This window comes from Paracoccus sp. NSM, assembly GCF_052379855.1.
Lineage (GTDB): Bacteria > Pseudomonadota > Alphaproteobacteria > Rhodobacterales > Rhodobacteraceae > Paracoccus.
Map to the genome: position 1 here is coordinate 1 of NZ_JBQTCG010000008.1, position 15,006 is coordinate 15,006.

At 67.3% G+C, this 15,006-nt stretch carries 13 protein-coding genes, 1 tRNA gene and 1 pseudogene; 11 read left to right on the forward strand and 4 right to left on the reverse strand.

Annotated features, from left to right (window positions below; translation table 11 throughout):
- From ACTZWU_RS12015 to ACTZWU_RS12035, 5 genes and pseudogenes are all read left to right on the forward strand, one after another.
- Positions 1 to 299, forward strand: a 299-nt coding sequence (locus ACTZWU_RS12015) for a helix-turn-helix transcriptional regulator (protein WP_444737604.1), incomplete at its 5' end; no start/stop codon positions are given.
- A complete protein-coding gene (locus ACTZWU_RS12020; RefSeq protein ID WP_444737605.1) occupies positions 296 to 604 on the forward strand; it encodes a hypothetical protein in 309 nt (102 codons plus the stop codon). The genes ACTZWU_RS12015 and ACTZWU_RS12020, both read left to right, overlap by 4 nt.
- 149 nt (positions 605 to 753) lie before the next feature.
- Positions 754 to 1,035 (forward strand): annotated as a pseudogene (locus ACTZWU_RS12025) (relaxase/mobilization nuclease domain-containing protein); the annotation flags it as partial.
- A gap of 427 nt (positions 1,036 to 1,462) precedes the next feature.
- Positions 1,463 to 1,882, forward strand: a complete 420-nt coding sequence (locus ACTZWU_RS12030; RefSeq protein WP_444737723.1) for a hypothetical protein — start codon at positions 1,463 to 1,465, stop codon at positions 1,880 to 1,882.
- A gap of 59 nt (positions 1,883 to 1,941) precedes the next feature.
- The gene (locus tag ACTZWU_RS12035) at positions 1,942 to 2,571 is read left to right on the forward strand and encodes a hypothetical protein (protein ID WP_444737724.1); all 630 of its coding nucleotides are present in this window, start codon (positions 1,942 to 1,944) and stop codon (positions 2,569 to 2,571) included.
- A 132-nt stretch (positions 2,572 to 2,703) separates the two neighbouring features.
- Here ACTZWU_RS12035 and ACTZWU_RS12040 read toward each other — a convergent pair.
- The 3 genes from ACTZWU_RS12040 to acnA all read right to left on the reverse strand — a co-directional run bounded on the left by ACTZWU_RS12040 (position 2,704) and on the right by acnA (position 6,343).
- Positions 2,704 to 2,793, reverse strand: a tRNA-Ser gene (locus ACTZWU_RS12040).
- A gap of 44 nt (positions 2,794 to 2,837) precedes the next feature.
- A complete protein-coding gene (phaR, locus tag ACTZWU_RS12045) occupies positions 2,838 to 3,398 on the reverse strand; it encodes a polyhydroxyalkanoate synthesis repressor PhaR (RefSeq protein WP_444737606.1) in 561 nt (186 codons plus the stop codon).
- A gap of 167 nt (positions 3,399 to 3,565) precedes the next feature.
- Positions 3,566 to 6,343: an aconitate hydratase AcnA gene (gene acnA, locus ACTZWU_RS12050; RefSeq protein WP_444737607.1), complete on the reverse strand. Its 2,778-nt coding sequence runs from the start codon at positions 6,341 to 6,343 to the stop codon at positions 3,566 to 3,568.
- A 213-nt stretch (positions 6,344 to 6,556) separates the two neighbouring features.
- Here acnA and ACTZWU_RS12055 point away from each other — a divergent pair, with 213 nt between their 5' ends.
- From ACTZWU_RS12055 to ACTZWU_RS12065, 3 genes are read left to right on the forward strand one after another with little or no spacing between them, the layout of a single operon-like run.
- On the forward strand, positions 6,557 to 7,579 hold the full coding sequence (locus tag ACTZWU_RS12055; RefSeq protein WP_444737608.1) for a DUF1223 domain-containing protein: 1,023 nt from the start codon (positions 6,557 to 6,559) through the stop codon (positions 7,577 to 7,579).
- 42 nt (positions 7,580 to 7,621) lie between these two features.
- Positions 7,622 to 8,524 (forward strand): EamA family transporter, encoded by a 903-nt coding sequence (locus ACTZWU_RS12060; RefSeq protein WP_444737609.1) that lies wholly within the window; start codon positions 7,622 to 7,624, stop codon positions 8,522 to 8,524.
- 22 nt (positions 8,525 to 8,546) lie between these two features.
- Positions 8,547 to 9,200, forward strand: a complete 654-nt coding sequence (locus tag ACTZWU_RS12065; RefSeq protein WP_444737610.1) for an inner membrane-spanning protein YciB — start codon at positions 8,547 to 8,549, stop codon at positions 9,198 to 9,200.
- A gap of 5 nt (positions 9,201 to 9,205) precedes the next feature.
- Here the strand turns inward: ACTZWU_RS12065 and ACTZWU_RS12070 are convergent, their stop codons facing one another.
- Positions 9,206 to 10,126, reverse strand: coding sequence for a hypothetical protein (locus ACTZWU_RS12070; protein WP_444737611.1), 921 nt, complete (start codon positions 10,124 to 10,126; stop codon positions 9,206 to 9,208).
- 611 nt (positions 10,127 to 10,737) lie between these two features.
- Between ACTZWU_RS12070 and ACTZWU_RS12075 the strand changes: the two genes are divergently transcribed.
- The 3 genes from ACTZWU_RS12075 to ACTZWU_RS12085 all read left to right on the forward strand — a co-directional run bounded on the left by ACTZWU_RS12075 (position 10,738) and on the right by ACTZWU_RS12085 (position 14,993).
- Entirely contained in the window at positions 10,738 to 13,209 is a 2,472-nt protein-coding gene (locus ACTZWU_RS12075) for an Rne/Rng family ribonuclease (protein WP_444737612.1), read from the forward strand.
- 120 nt (positions 13,210 to 13,329) lie between these two features.
- Positions 13,330 to 14,073: a cytochrome c biogenesis CcdA family protein gene (locus tag ACTZWU_RS12080; RefSeq protein ID WP_444737613.1), complete on the forward strand. Its 744-nt coding sequence runs from the start codon at positions 13,330 to 13,332 to the stop codon at positions 14,071 to 14,073.
- A 53-nt stretch (positions 14,074 to 14,126) separates the two neighbouring features.
- The gene (locus ACTZWU_RS12085) at positions 14,127 to 14,993 is read left to right on the forward strand and encodes an urea carboxylase-associated family protein (protein ID WP_444737614.1); all 867 of its coding nucleotides are present in this window, start codon (positions 14,127 to 14,129) and stop codon (positions 14,991 to 14,993) included.
- The last annotated feature ends 13 nt before the right edge of the window (positions 14,994 to 15,006 follow it).

Below are 15,006 nucleotides of genomic sequence, written 5' to 3' on the forward strand. Positions count from 1 at the left end.
CGAAATCTCCTCGTCCATCCCGCCGAGAAAATTCTACTTATGCAGCCCCTTGCTTTCGGGGGGATTACCTCAGGCTGATCACCAAGCACGAGCTTTGCCGCCGCCTCGCCGCCAGCGAGGCCTCGATCGATCGCTGGCTGCGCTCTGATCCGACCTTCCCGCAGCCGCGCCGCCTCGGCCCCGGTTCGATCCGGTGGGTCGAGGACGAGGTGGCGCGCTTCATCCGGCAGCTGGCGCATGTGGCCTATGAGGATCACGCTTTCGATCCGACGGGTGAACTGGCCCTGGAGGATCAGTGAGCACCCTCCGCTTCGAGGTTCGGCTGACGCGCGACGAGGCGGATGCGGTCCTCGCCGACATGCGCCTGCGGGGCGCGGCCAGCCGCGCGGATCATCTGCGCGACTGCCTGCTGGCCGGGCGCGCGGGTCGGGCCGACCGGCTGACCGAGGAACTGGGTCAGCTTGGCCTCGTTCTGAACGACATCGCGCAGGCGGCGCCCAGGGGCGGGGACGCGGCTGGCGGCGATCTCGCCCGCCTCGTCTCCGAGGGGGCGGCCTTGATGCGCCGGATCCTGCGGGACCTGAACCGCAGGGGGCTGGATTGAGGCCGCACCTGACCTTCCACGGCTCCGTCGCGACGGTGCTGGGCTACCTGACCCAGACCGACAAGCCCGGCGCCATCCGCCCGCCCGAGCCGATCGGCGGCACCATTCCCTGGCTTGGCCTCGGCCCGACGCTGCATCACGCGCAGCGGATGCCGCGCCCGTCGCGCCATGCGAAGAACGTCCTCCACGTGACGCTCTCGCTGCCCGAGGGCATGACCGCGGACCGCCCTGCCTGGGCGGAGATGGCGCGGATGGCGATCGGCGGGCTGGGCCTGCCGGCGCGGCGCATCCCCTGGCTGGCCTTCCGGCACCGCGACACGACCTGCGACCACCTGCACATGATGCTGATGGCCGCGACATTCGCGGGCCGGACGCTTCGACTGCCCGATCTGCAGCAGCGCTGCGATGAGGTGCATGTCCGCCTCTGCCGCCATCTCGGCCTCACGCCGCCCCGCTATCACCGACCGGCGGCAGGGCCGCGCCTCGCGGTGTTCTGCCCGTCGCGGCGCCTGCGAGGCGCGGACCGGCGCCGGATGGCCTCGGACATCGGCACCGCCCTGGTCCGGTGGCAGCCGACGAGCCTGCCCGGATTGCAAGCGGCCCTCGTCGCCTCCGGCTCGCCGGTGCGGGTGCGGCAGGTCAAGAAAGACGATCACCACGTGATCACGTTCAGCATGGGCCAGACGCAGCTTCCCGGCCGCGCGCTGAGCGACGAACTGGACCGGAACAACCTGCTGTCGATCCTGGATCATGCGAGGCGGTCCCGTCGTCTTCGGGGCCTCATCGACCAGCGCAATCTCCTGACGGCCTTGGCCTCGGCCGATGCCGCGCTGCAGGACATCTACAGAAGGATCCCGAATGACCGAAACAACCGAACCGCCTTCGCGGGCAGCGACGACCCCCGAGATCATGCAGGCATTGCGCCTGCTCGTGGACCGTCAGCAGGAGATCCGGCACCTCTCCGGCGAGACCTACCAGACGGTCCTGCCGCTGACGGCGCTTCTGGACCTGCTGCATCGCCCGAAGGATCAGGAGGAGCTGGGCCGGCAGCTGGCCGAAGCCCTGCGCCAGATCCTCGTGTCGGTCCAGGCCACCGCGCGGGACACGGCAATCCTGGTCTCGGCCCAGCACGACCTGCAGCAGCAGCTGCGGACCCAGGCGCTGCGGCTTCAGGCAATCGAGGCGTCGCAGCATCGTCTGATCAGCGGCCAGGCCTCCCTGAACCGCACCATCACCGCGCTCGGCGACGACCTGTTCGAAAGCGAAGGCGCGTCCTAGACCTGCTCCTGCTCGCGCGGCGCATCTGCCTAGGGCTTGGCCTGGCAGCCCGCCCGGCCATGCGTCGCGGTGCCCCCTCGGTCGGGATCGGCTTCGAGGACGGCAGCGCGGTCCGCATCCACCCGGACATCGTTCTGCTGCAGCGGCGCGGCATCGCACCCGTGTCCATGGCGCGCAGCTTTGCGCGGGCATTGGCACAGGCGAAGCGCTGGATTAGCGGCACGGAGGACATGGCATTGCCGCAGCCTCGTCCCAACGGCCTCGGAACGCCCCTTGCGGGCACCAAGGAAGCGCTGCGTGCGCACATGGCCGTAATGCTGCGGGGGTGCAGGCCGGTCTGCCTTGCTGACGACCCCGTCCTGCACCAGCGAGCGGCAGCGATCTGGACAGACTTCGTGGGGGCGCCTCCCGACGTGGCGGGGCACAGCGACGTGGTGCTTGTCCTGAGCCCGCGATGCCTCCGGGCGCTCGCAACCCCCGGCGCCCGGACCATGGCGCGGATCGAGGCGCTCTCGGCCCGACACCCCAAGATCATCGTCGCAGCCTTCCTGACGCAGGATGGCGTGCCGCGCCTGTTGTCGATGGACCGGCTGAAGGAGTTCGTGCAATCACGCTCGAAAGAGGCGGATCGCGTGGTTGAGATGAACCCGCCCGAAAAGGGCAAGGATCCGGGTCCCGACTTTCACTAGCGGGTGTGGGCCCCTATGCTGACCGAGCGGGGGGCCAAGCACCTCAAAGAGACGCAATGCTACCCCGGTCGCTACCCCGCAACTCATGCGGACCAGAAACCGGATGAATATCAACAACTTGGAAAAGGGAAGTGGCGGAGCGAGAGGGATTCGAACCCTCGAGACGGTTTCCCGCCTACACACTTTCCAGGCGTGCGCCTTCGACCACTCGGCCACCGCTCCGATGTCGTTCGTCTAGCCGCTCTGCGGCATGGGTGCAAGACCGATCACAAGCGCGAAATTCGGCGCTGCAGCTCGGCGAGCTGGCGCTTGATCTCCTCCATGTCTTCGCCCTCGGCCGGGGCTGTGGAGGCGTTCTCCTGGTCGGGCTCGGGGCCGGAGCCGCCGCGCCAGCCGCCCATCATTGCCTTGAGAAACATCTGCTGCTGTCGCTGCAACGCGTCGAAGCCGGGCATCTTGGCCATCGGATTCGGCATCGAGGCCATGTTCTCCATCATCTTGGACTGGCCTTCGCGCAGCATCTCGAAGCTGGCGGCCAGGAATTGCGGAACGACCGATTGCGCGTTCGTGGCGTAGCTGCGCACCAGGTCGGTCAGCACATCCAGAGGCAGGACATTCTCGCCCCGGCTTTCATGCTCGGCGATGATCTGCAGCAGGTATTGACGCGTCAGATCGTCGCCGGACTTCAGGTCCACGATCTTGACCTCGCGGCCGTCGCGAATGAAGGCCGCGATGTCCTCGAGCGTGACGTAATCGCTGGTCTCGGTGTTGTAGAGCCTGCGACTGGCATAGCGCTTGATCAGCAGCGGCGCGTCTTGTGTGGCCATTGCGGCTTCCTTGCTGTTCCGTCCGCGCATGATGAAAGCTGCAACCGGAAAAGGCAAAAGAAAAAAGCCGAGTCTTCAAGCAGTCCCGTAAGGGAACGGGCAGGGGGTCGGCAACGAAAAACCCCCGGCGCGGGACGCCGGGGGTTCGCAGCTTTATCGCCCGAAGATCAGGCTGCGGCGAGGTTGCGCAGCACGTAATGCAGCACGCCGCCGTTCTTCAGGTAATCGATCTCGACCTCGGTATCGACGCGGGCCTTCAGCTGGATCTGCTTCACCGTGCCGTCGGCATAGGTGATGGTGCAGGGCACCAGCGACAGCGGCTTGAAGTCGCCGGCCAGACCCTCGATCGAGACGACCTCGTCGCCTTTCAGGTTCAGCGTCTTGCGGTTGTCGCCGCCGGTGAACTCGAACGGGATGACGCCCATGCCGACCAGGTTCGAACGGTGGATGCGCTCGAAGCTTTCGGCGATGACCGCCTTGACGCCCAGAAGGTTCGTGCCCTTGGCCGCCCAGTCGCGCGAGGACCCGGCGCCGTATTCGATGCCGCCAATGACGACGAGGGGCGTGCCCTGATCGACAAAGGACATCGCGGCGTCATAGATCGCGGCCTGGTTGCCCGAGGCGTCTTTCGAATAGCCGCCCTCGACCCCGTCCAGCATCTCGTTCTTGATGCGGATGTTGGCGAAGGTGCCGCGCATCATGATTTCATGGTTGCCGCGGCGCGAGCCGTAGCTGTTGAAATCCTTGGGCGCCACCTGACGCTCGGTCAGGTATTGCCCGGCGGGGGTGGTCGGCTTGAACGAACCGGCCGGCGAGATGTGGTCGGTCGTGATCATGTCGCCCAGAAGCGCCAGCACGCGGGCGCCCTTGACGTCGTGGATCACGCCCGGCTCTTTCGACATGCCCTGGAAATAGGGCGGGTTCTGGATGTAGGTCGAGGAAGCCGGCCAGTCGTAGGTTTCGCTGTCGGTGATCTCGACGCCCTGCCAACGCTCGTCGCCTTTGAAGACGTCGGCGTATTTCTTCTGGAACATCTCGCGGGTGACGATGGTGTCCACCAGATCCGCCACCTCTTTCGAGGTCGGCCAGATGTCCTTGAGGTAAACCGGCTTGCCGTCCGGCGTATGGGCCAGCGGGTCCTTGGTCACGTCGATGTTCATGTCGCCCGCGATGGCATAGGCCACGACCAGCGGCGGCGAGGCCAGGTAGTTCGCGCGCACGTCGGGCGAGATGCGGCCTTCGAAGTTGCGGTTGCCCGACAGGACCGACACCGCGACCAGGTCGTTGTCGTTGATCGCCTTCGAGATCTCGGGCTGCAGCGGGCCCGAGTTGCCGATGCAGGTGGTGCAGCCGAAGCCAACGAGGTTGAAGCCGAGCGCGTCCAGGTCGTCCTGCAGGTTCGCGGCCTTCAGGTATTCCTCGACCACCTGGCTGCCGGGGGCCAGCGAGGTTTTCACCCAGGGCTTGCGGGTCAGGCCAAGCGCACGCGCCTTGCGCGCCACCAGACCCGCGGCCATCAGCACATAGGGGTTCGAAGTGTTGGTGCAGGAGGTGATCGAGGCGATCACGACCGAACCGTCACGCAGCTTGTAATCCTGACCTTCGACGGCAGCGTCGGTCATGTGCTGGTCGTGACCGGGGATCTCGGCCGGGGCCGGATCGGGCGAGCCCGCCTCGGCGGTCATCTTGGCCTTTTCCGTCGCCGGAACCGAAGGCGCCGCCCGCAGGCCGCGGATATATTCGCCAAAGGCGCTGGCGGCGTCGGTCAGCGGCACGTGATCCTGCGGGCGCTTGGGGCCCGAGATCGCCGGGACGACGGTGCTCTGGTCCAGTTCCAGCGTCGAGGAATAGACCGGCGCGTAATCGGCGGTGCGCCAGAAGCCGTTTTCCTTGGCGTAGGCCTCGACCAGGGCGATGCGGTCCTCTTCGCGGCCGGTCTGGCGCAGATAGCGCAGCGTCTCGTCGTCGATCGGGAAGAAGCCGCAGGTCGCGCCGTATTCAGGGGCCATGTTGGCGATGGTCGCCCGGTCGGCCAGCGGCATGTTGTCCAGGCCCTCGCCGTAGAACTCGACGAACTTGCCCACGACGCCGTGCTTGCGCAGCATCTGCACGACCTTCAGCACCAGGTCGGTGGCGGTCACGCCCTCGCGCAGCGCGCCGGTGATCTTGAAGCCCACGACCTCGGGGATCAGCATCGAAATCGGCTGGCCCAGCATCGCGGCCTCGGCCTCGATCCCGCCCACGCCCCAGCCCAGGACCGCAAGGCCGTTGACCATGGTCGTGTGGCTGTCGGTGCCGACCAGCGTGTCGGGATAGGCGACGGTCTTGCCGTTCTGGTCCGTGTCCGTCCAGACGGTCTGGGCCAGGTATTCCAGGTTCACCTGGTGGCAGATGCCGGTGCCGGGCGGGACCACGCGGAAGTTGTTGAACGCCTTCTGACCCCATTTCAGGAAGGTGTAACGCTCCATGTTGCGCTCGTATTCCAGCTCGACGTTGCGCTGGAAGGCGCGGGGGGTGCCGAACTCGTCGATCATGACCGAGTGGTCGATGACCAGATCGACCGGGTTCAGCGGGTTGATCTTCTGCGCGTCGCCGCCCAAGGCCTTGATGCCGTCGCGCATCGCGGCCAGATCGACGACCGCCGGAACGCCGGTGAAGTCCTGCATCAGCACGCGGGCCGGGCGATAGGCGATCTCGCGCGGGTTCTTGCCGCCAAGCGTCGCCCATTCGGCGAAGGCCTTGATGTCCTCGACGGACACGGTGCGGCCGCCATCCTCGAAGCGCAGCATGTTCTCAAGCACGACCTTCAGCGCGGCCGGCAGTTTCGAGAAATCGCCAAGGCCCGCCTCGGTGGCGGCGGCGATCGAGTAATAGTCAACGCTGGCCGCGCCCGCGTTCAGCGTGCGGCGCGTCTTGGCGGTGTCGGTTCCGGTCTGGATGGGCATCAGGGCCTCCCTGTCTGCAAGAATGGATGGGTCCGGCGTGCCCCTGCTTTGCCCCATCGGGGGGCATTGCGCAAGGGCGGCGACGCTAGATTGTATGCAATCGCATACCAGATGCGGGCCTGTTGCTCAAGAGGCACGGAGCGCAGTGTCGCGCGGGCCTGACAAAGCGTTGATTGTTCCTTTGGGCGGTGATTGGCTATGAAGGTCGTCGTGATGAAACCGACCCGACAGATCATGGCCTTTCCGACCGTCCGCCTTGGTGCCTTCGTGGCCGTGCTGGCGCTGATGTCGCCGACGCAGCCGCTGGCCGAAACGCATGATCAGGCCGCGTCGCAGGTCGAGGCTGGCCCTGCCGCCGGGAACCCTGCACCCGACCGGGCGCCCGACCATGCCCCGGACTATGCACCAGATTACGCGGCAGATTATGCGCCTGTCATATCGGCCCCCGATTATCCCGGGCGCACGTCGCCCGATGCGATCTTTTCGGGGCAGGGCGCGCCCGCCTTCAACAGCTTTTCGGGCTCTGATGCGCAGACCCCGGCGGTGACGGCCATGCCGCAGGCATCCGCGCTGCCGGTCGTGGTCGAGCTGTTCACCTCGCAGGGGTGCTCGTCCTGTCCGCCCGCAGATGCGATGCTGGCGATGATGGCGCAGGACCCTCAGATCCTGGCGCTGGCCTATCATGTCGATTACTGGGATTACCTCGGCTGGGCGGATGTCTTCGCCCGGCCCGAATTCACCGCCCGGCAAGAGGCCTATGCGCGCGCGGCCGGAGAACGCTCGATCTACACGCCGCAGCTGATCGTCGCGGGCCGCGACACGGCGCTGGCCCCCGGCCCGGCACAGCTGATGGGGCTGATCGACGCGGCGCGCTACCGGCCCGCCATGGTCACCGTCCAGCGCGAGGGCGACGGGCTGAACGGCACGATCGAGGTCATGCCGCTGTCGGATCTGGGCGGCCGGGTCGATGTGTCGATGGTCCGCTACCTGCCCGAGCGCGAGGTCGAGGTGACGGCGGGCGAGAATCGCGGCCGCGTCGTCACCCATGTGAACATCGTCCAGTCGGTCGAGACGCTGGCGGCCTGGGACGGCGTCGCGCCGCTGCGCCTGACCGTCCGCCCCGGAGAGGGCGCCAGCGACCAGCCGCCCGACCTGCGCCACGCGCTGCTGATCCAGCAGATGCAGCAGCCCTACGGGCTTCCCGGCCCGATCCTTGCGGCGATCCGGCTGGATTGACCCGATCTTGCGGTCGTCGTGCTTTCGCGCCACGAGACGCGGATGACCGAATGGATCGACCAGATCACCGGCACGCCCGAGGGCGCGCGCATCGCCTCGGCCCTCGCCCTGTCGGCGGCCTTTCTGCACGCCCTCTTCGGCGCGCTGCAGAAGGGGCGGCACGATCCCTGGATCAGCCGCGCGGCCATCGACATCTGCTACGGGCTGATGGCGCTGCCGGTCGCGCTGTTCGTGGTGCCTTGGCCCGAACCCGCCTTGTGGCCGGTTCTGGCGGGGGCGATGGTCATTCACATCGCCTACAAGCTGGCGCAGGCGATGACCTATCAGCGCGGCGCCTACACGGTCGTCTATCCGGTCGTGCGCGGCTCGGCGCCGTTCTTTGCCGTGCTGGCCGCGATGGTGATCTTCGACGAAAGGTTCAACGCGCTGCAATGGGCGGGGCTGGTCCTGCTGGTCGGCGGCATCTTCGGGCTGGCGGGCCACAATCTGCGCAAGCTGACGGTCGGGCGCGACACGCTGGTTCCGGCTCTGGTCTGGGCGATGGTGACGGGCGGGATGGTCGCGCTTTATACGACCTACGACGCCTGGGGCATCCGTCTGGCGCAGAACCCGTTCACCTTTCTGGCGTGGTTCTTCCTGCTGGATTCGCTGTTCATGCCGCTTTTCACCTTGCGGCGGCTGCGCGCGCTGCCCAGATCCGAGATCGCGCCCCTTGCGGCGCGCGGCACGTTCGGGGCGCTGGTGGCCTTTGCCAGCTTCGGCTCAATCATGCTGGCGACGCGGATCGACGATGTGGGCCGCGCGGCGGTCCTGCGCGAAACTTCGACCGTGTTCGCCGCCCTTGTCGGCTGGGTCGTGCTGGGCGAAAAGGTGGGCGCGCGAAGGGCCGCGCTGATGGCGCTGATCGCGCTTGGCGCGCTGGTGGTGGAATTTGGAGCCCGCTGAGGGCAGGAACGGACAAGAGACGATGAAGCAGGACAAGGTTCAATCCGTCGGCACGCGGCCTCCGGTCAAGCCATGGCTCAAGACGGTGCTGGAATTCGGGCCGCTGATCCTGTTCTTCACGGTGTTCATGCTCTACCGCGACCAGAATGTCGTGCTGATGGGGCGCGAATACGGGGGCTTCGTGCTGGCCACGCTGGCCTTCGTGCCAGTGATGATCGTGGCGCTGCTGATCCTGTGGCGCCTGACCGGGCGTCTGGCGCCGATGCAGGTGGCGACGCTGATCCTGGTCACGGTCTTTGGCGGGTTGACCTTGTGGCTGAACGACCCGCGTTTCCTGAAGATCAAGCCGACGATCGTCTTTTCGCTGTTTGCGGGGATTCTGGCGACGGGACTGTTCCTGCGCCGCAACTGGCTGGGCGCGGTCCTGTCCGAGGCCCTGCCGATGACGCCCGAGGGCTGGCGCCTGCTGACGATCCGCATGGCGCTGTTCTTCGCCGCCATGGCCATCGGCAACGAGATCGTCTGGCGCACCATGTCCGAAACGACCTGGGTCTGGTTCGAGACCTTCGGTCAGCCAATCCTGATCTTCGTCTTCCTGATGGGCAATGCGGGCCTGTTCAAGGCCCATGCCCTGCCCGAGGTCGAGGCCGCGAACCCCGCCGACGGCGAAGGCTGATCGGTTCAGCGCAGGGGCAGGGCGGCGACACCCGGTTCGGAAGGCCGCAGCCTGTCCCGCGCCCACCAGAGGCGGGTCCAGCGGGGCTGGTGATCCTGCGGCAGATGCGCCCGCAGCAGCGCCAGCGGCAATTCGCGCGGCTGGCACAAGGCGCGGCGATAGAGGTCGAACAGACCGCCCCGCAGATAGGACGACCAATGCGACAGACGCGCGGCGCGCCGTTCGGTCGGAAAGCCCAGGGCCTCCAGCGCGTCCAGCACCGCCGCGTCGTCGATCTGGATGTCCAGCCAGTTGCGCGCGGCGCCGCCCAGTCCCAGCCCAAGCGCGCGGCGGCGCCCAAGCGCCAGCACCTGTTCCAGCCCGAAATCGAACAGATCATTCTCGCGCGAGGTGATGTTGAGGATCTCGGCCCCTGTGGCGGCAGGGCGCGACAGCGCCTCGGTCGCCTCGTCGCGGAAGGCGGCGGCGTTCAACAGCACCAGCCGCGACAGGCTGCCCGCCTCGGCCCCGGCCAGCGCCGACAGGCAGACCCGCCCGCCAAGCGAATGGCCGATCAGCGCCACGGGCCGCCCGGCGGCCTGCGCCAGATCGCCCGCAAGCCGCGCCAGCACCTCGCCCGTCTCGCCGGCCCGGCGGTAGGCACTGCCAAGCGCGCCGCGCGCCTCCCATCCCAGGGCCACGGCCAGACCGGCCCGGTCGCTGTCGGGCGCGAAGCCCAGACCCCGAGGCCATGACGCGACCCGCGCCGCGCCCGGCGCCGGGTCCAGCGACAGGATGTGCCGATGCGGGTCGTGACGCGGATGCGAGGGCGAATAGCGGTAGCCGTGAACCATCACCACGACGGGCGCCCCCGGAGGCAGGTCCGCCGCCAGCCGCCACAGCCTTTGCGGCGGGGCATGTCCGGCATTGACCCGGATCACGGTCATCGCGGCCTCCTGTCATCTGTCGCGTTGGCTGATGGCACGAGCCTGCGACAGCGCCGTGAAGGATGCGTTAACGCGGCGTGACGCCGTTGCATCCTTGGCGGCAACACCTTGTTAACGTGACCGATGACAGGCGGCTTTTGACCGTTTTTCGTGCATAAGTTGTGACAAAAGGGGCGGCCCTCGCCCGTGGCGGCCAGATTCCTCATTGAAAGATGCGGTGCTTCGCCTCTATGTTGGACCTACGCGCGACGCGTCCCGCAGATCGGGCCGTCCCCCGCGCCGACAGTTTCGCAGCGCGGCACCTCTGGTCCCGTCCCGACAGGGGCAGGCAGCATGTGCCACGCGGAAAACCCGCCCTCTGCCTGCGCTGACCGCGCGCGGAGGTGCCGACAGACAGCGGCCCGGCCGGTCCCTTGCGGCCACCGGGTCATTCGAAGGAACAGACGCGATGACGCGCGCACAGGAAGACATGTCGGATCACCGGAGGGCAGAGCGCCCGGCCGGTCCCTTTGTCATGTCCGGCGCGCTGCCTGCGTCCTCATCACAACGCAGCCCGCTTTGGGGCGTGCCACCGGCACCGCCCGCAAGGCGCCTGCGCGAAAGACATCTCAATGGCAATGAAAATGCTGATCGACGCCACCCATGCCGAGGAAACTCGGGTGGTCGTGGTGGACGGAACCAAGGTCGAAGAATTTGATTTCGAGACCCTGAACAAGCGCCAGATTTCTGGCAACATCTATCTGGCCAAGGTCACGCGGGTCGAGCCCTCGCTGCAGGCGGCCTTCGTGGATTACGGCGGAAACCGCCACGGTTTCCTGGCCTTCGCGGAAATCCATCCCGATTACTACCAGATCCCCGCGGCCGACCGCGAGGCGCTGATGGCCGAGGAACGCGCCCAGGCCGAAGAGGCCGAGGCCGAGGAAAACGCCCGCGCCCGCAAGCGCCCGGCCGCCGAAGCCGCCGAGGATGGCGATGAGACCGCGCAATCGGCTTCGGACAGCGATGACGAGATCGAGTCCGTCGCCGACGAGGACGTGACCGAAGAGGTCCGCGCCCCCCGCCGCCCGCGTGCCCGCCGCTACAAGATTCAGGAAGTGATCAAGGTCCGGCAAATCATGCTGGTCCAGGTCGTCAAGGAAGAGCGCGGCAATAAGGGCGCCGCGCTGACCACCTATCTGTCGCTGCCCGGCCGCTATTGCGTGCTGATGCCCAACACCGCGCGCGGCGGCGGGATCAGCCGCAAGATCACCAACGCTGCCGACCGCAAGAAACTGAAGGAAATCGCCTCGGAATTCGACGTGCCGAAAGGCGCGGGCCTGATCATCCGCACCGCCGGAAGCCAGCGCACCAAGACCGAGATCAAGCGCGATTACGAATACCTGCTGCGTCTGTGGGAGCAGATCCGCGACCTGACCTTCAAATCCGTGGCGCCGACGGCGATCTACGAGGAAGGCGACCTGATCAAGCGCAACATCCGCGATCTCTACAGCAAGGACATCGACGAGGTTCTGGTCGAGGGCGAGCGCGGCTATCGCGTGGCCAAGGACTTCATGAAGATGATCATGCCGTCCCACGCCAAGAACGTGAAACACTACGTCGATCAACAGCCGCTTTTCGCCCGCTATCAGGTCGAAAGCTATCTGGCGGCCATGTTCAACCCGGTCGTCCAGCTGAAATCGGGCGGCTACATCGTCATCGGCGTGACCGAGGCGCTGGTCGCCATCGACGTGAACTCGGGCCGCGCCACCAAGGAAGGCTCGATCGAGGAAACGGCGCTCAAGACCAACCTTGAGGCCGCCGACGAGGTTGCCCGGCAGTTGCGCCTGCGCGATCTGGCCGGTCTGATCGTGATCGACTTCATCGACATGGACGAGCGCAAGAACAACGCCGCCGTCGAGAAGCGCATCAAGGAGAAGCTGAAATCCGACCGCGCCCGCATCCAGATCGGCCGCATCTCGGGCTTTGGCCTGATGGAGATGTCGCGCCAGCGCCTGCGTCCGGGCATGCTGGAATCGACCACGCAGCCCTGCGCGCATTGCCACGGCACCGGCCTGATCCGCAGCGATGACAGCCTTGCGCTGACCATCCTGCGCGCCGTCGAGGAGGAGGGCACCCGCAAACGCTCGCGCGAGGTGCTGGTCAAGGCGCCCGTCGCCGTCGCCAACTTCCTGATGAACGCCAAGCGCGAGCATGTCGCCGGGATCGAGGCCCGCTATGGCATGTCGGTGCGCGTCGAGGCCGATCCTTCGCTGGTCTCGCCCGATTACAGCATCGAGAAGTTCAAGACCGCAACCCGCGCCGTCCCCGAGGTCAGCCACGTTCCCCTGTCGCTGAATGCCGAGCTGATGGCCCGGATCGACGACGAGGACGACCAGATCGACGAGGCCGAGGTCGTGGAAGATGTGGCCGAGGCCGCAGCGCCCGAAACGGCCACCGCGCCTGCCGCCGAGGACGAGAACGGCGAGGGCCGCTCGCGCCGCCGCCGCCGCCGCCGTCGCCGGCGTTCGGACCGCCCCGAGGGCGAGGATTCCGCTTCGGGCGAAGCAGGCTCGGATGATGGCACCGAGGATGACGACGCCGCCGAAGATGCAGTCGCCGATGCGGCCGAGGAACCTCGGGCTGAGGGCACCGAGGCCGAAGCGCAGCCCGAGGGCAAGTCGTCGGGCCGGTCGCGCTCGCGGTCCCGGTCGCGTTCGCGCCGTCAATCCGAGGCCGCGCCCCTGCCCGAGGTGGTCGATCTGGCCGAAACCGGCGATGAGGTGCGCGCCGAGGAACTGCCCGGGGTGAACGCGCCACGCGATGCCGACATCCCGGCTGTCGCCGAAGCGCCCGCCGAGATCGCCGTCGAGGCTGCGGCCGAGCCGACCGAGGAAGCCGAGACCGCGCCGGTCGAGGCGGCAACCGAAGCCGAAACCGTCGCCGAGACCGAGGCAGAGCAGACCGAAAGCCAGCCCGAGCCTGTCCTGGCCGAGGTTGCGTCCCAGCCCGAGCCCGCGAACCAGCCCGAGCCCGCGAACCAGCCCGAGCCGGCGGCCAAGCCCGACGCTCCCAAGCGGCGCGGCTGGTGGTCGGCGGGCAGCTGACCGCTCACACAAGATTGCGGAGGGGCGCGGCATGGTCGCGCCCCTTTTGCATGCGGCGGCCCACGCATCCGTGACGTGTTGCCCCCTGTGATTTGGCGGCCCATGCCGTAAGGTGCCGCCATGCTGGGAATCGAACTCGCCACCGCCGCCTTTCTGCCCGCCGCTTTCGTCGCATTGCTGGCGGGCGTGCTCTCGTTCCTGTCGCCCTGCGTGCTGCCCATCGTGCCGCCCTATCTGGCCTATATGACCGGGGTGGGCGTGAACGGCCTCAAGACGCGCGAACGCAGCGCAGTCCTGCCGGCGCTGTTCTTCGTGCTGGGCCTTTCGACGGTGTTTCTGGTCATGGGCTTCGCGGCCTCGGCCTTTGGGCGCGCCTTTCTGGCCTGGCAAGAGACGCTGGCCCAGGTCGCGGGTGTCATGGTCATCGTGATGGGCCTGCATTTCCTGCACATCATTCGCATCCCGATTCTGGATCACGAGGCGCGGCTGAATGCCGGGCGGCAGGATGGCGGGGCGTTCGGCGCGTATGTGCTGGGCCTTGCCTTCGCCTTTGGCTGGACGCCCTGCATCGGCCCGCAGCTTGGCATGATCCTGACCCTTGCCGCGACGGGGGGCGAGCTGTCGCGCGGCACCGCGCTGCTTGCGGTCTATGCGGCGGGGCTTGGCATTCCCTTCCTGCTGGCCGCCATTTTCATCAACCGTGCGATCGGCCTGATGAACCGCATCAAGCCCTATCTCAAGACGATCGAGCGTGTGATGGGCGCGCTCTTGGTCGTGGTCGGGATCATGCTGATCACCGGCGCCTTCTCGGCCTTCAGCTTCTGGTTGCTTGAAACCTTCCCGGCGCTGGCGGCGCTTGGCTGAGGCCCCTTTACGCGGCCGATTTCCATGCCACCATGGCCCCGACAGGAGGAGCCATGAAACCCCAGAACCCCCAGCATTCAGCGCCCGCCGATGCCGATGCCCGCCGCGCCGTCGAACCGGTGATCTGCTATCCCGTGGACAGCCTTGTGCCCCCCGACCTGAAAGCCCTGCGCGCCGCCCGAGAAGGCTGGAGCCGGATCGCCCAGGTCGCGGTGCCCGCGCGGGACGCGCGCTGTTTCGAGGTGCCGGCGGGGCATTTCTTCCGCATCACCTCGGTCGAGGGGCCGCAGGTGGGCGATCTGAACCTGTGGTCGGCCGATCTGTCCGAGCGGTTCTATTCCGGCAAGACGCGGGCTCTGCACGGCACGCATCTGTCTACCGGCGACCGCATGTGGTCGGGCTTTCCCACCCTGCGGCCCATGGCCACGATCACCGATGACAGCCTTGACTGGTATGGCTTCGACGCATTCGGCGGCAGCGTGCATGACGTGATCGGCACACGCTGCGATCCCTATACGCACAACCTGTTGTCGGATGGCGGGCAATATCACCATTGCTGCCATTCCAACCTGACCCGCGCCCTGGCCGAGGCGCGCGGCCTGTCCCTGACCGAGGCCGAGCCGCTGGTCCATGACGTCCTGAACGTCTTCATGTGCACGGGCTTCACGCGCGATACGGGGCAGTATTTCATGAAGGCCAGCCCCGTCCGCCCCGGGGATTACCTCGAATTCTTCGCCGAGATCGACCTTCTGGGCGGGCTGTCTGCCTGTCCGGGCGGTGATTGCGGCACGGTCCATTCCTCGGACCGGGCCGCCTGCCATCCGCTGCTGGTCGAGGTGTTCCGCCCCGTCGCGCCGCCGCAGGGTTGGCAGGCGCCGCGACCCAACGGCTATGACCGCAGCCACGGGGCAGGGGGGTGACAAGATCCGCCGC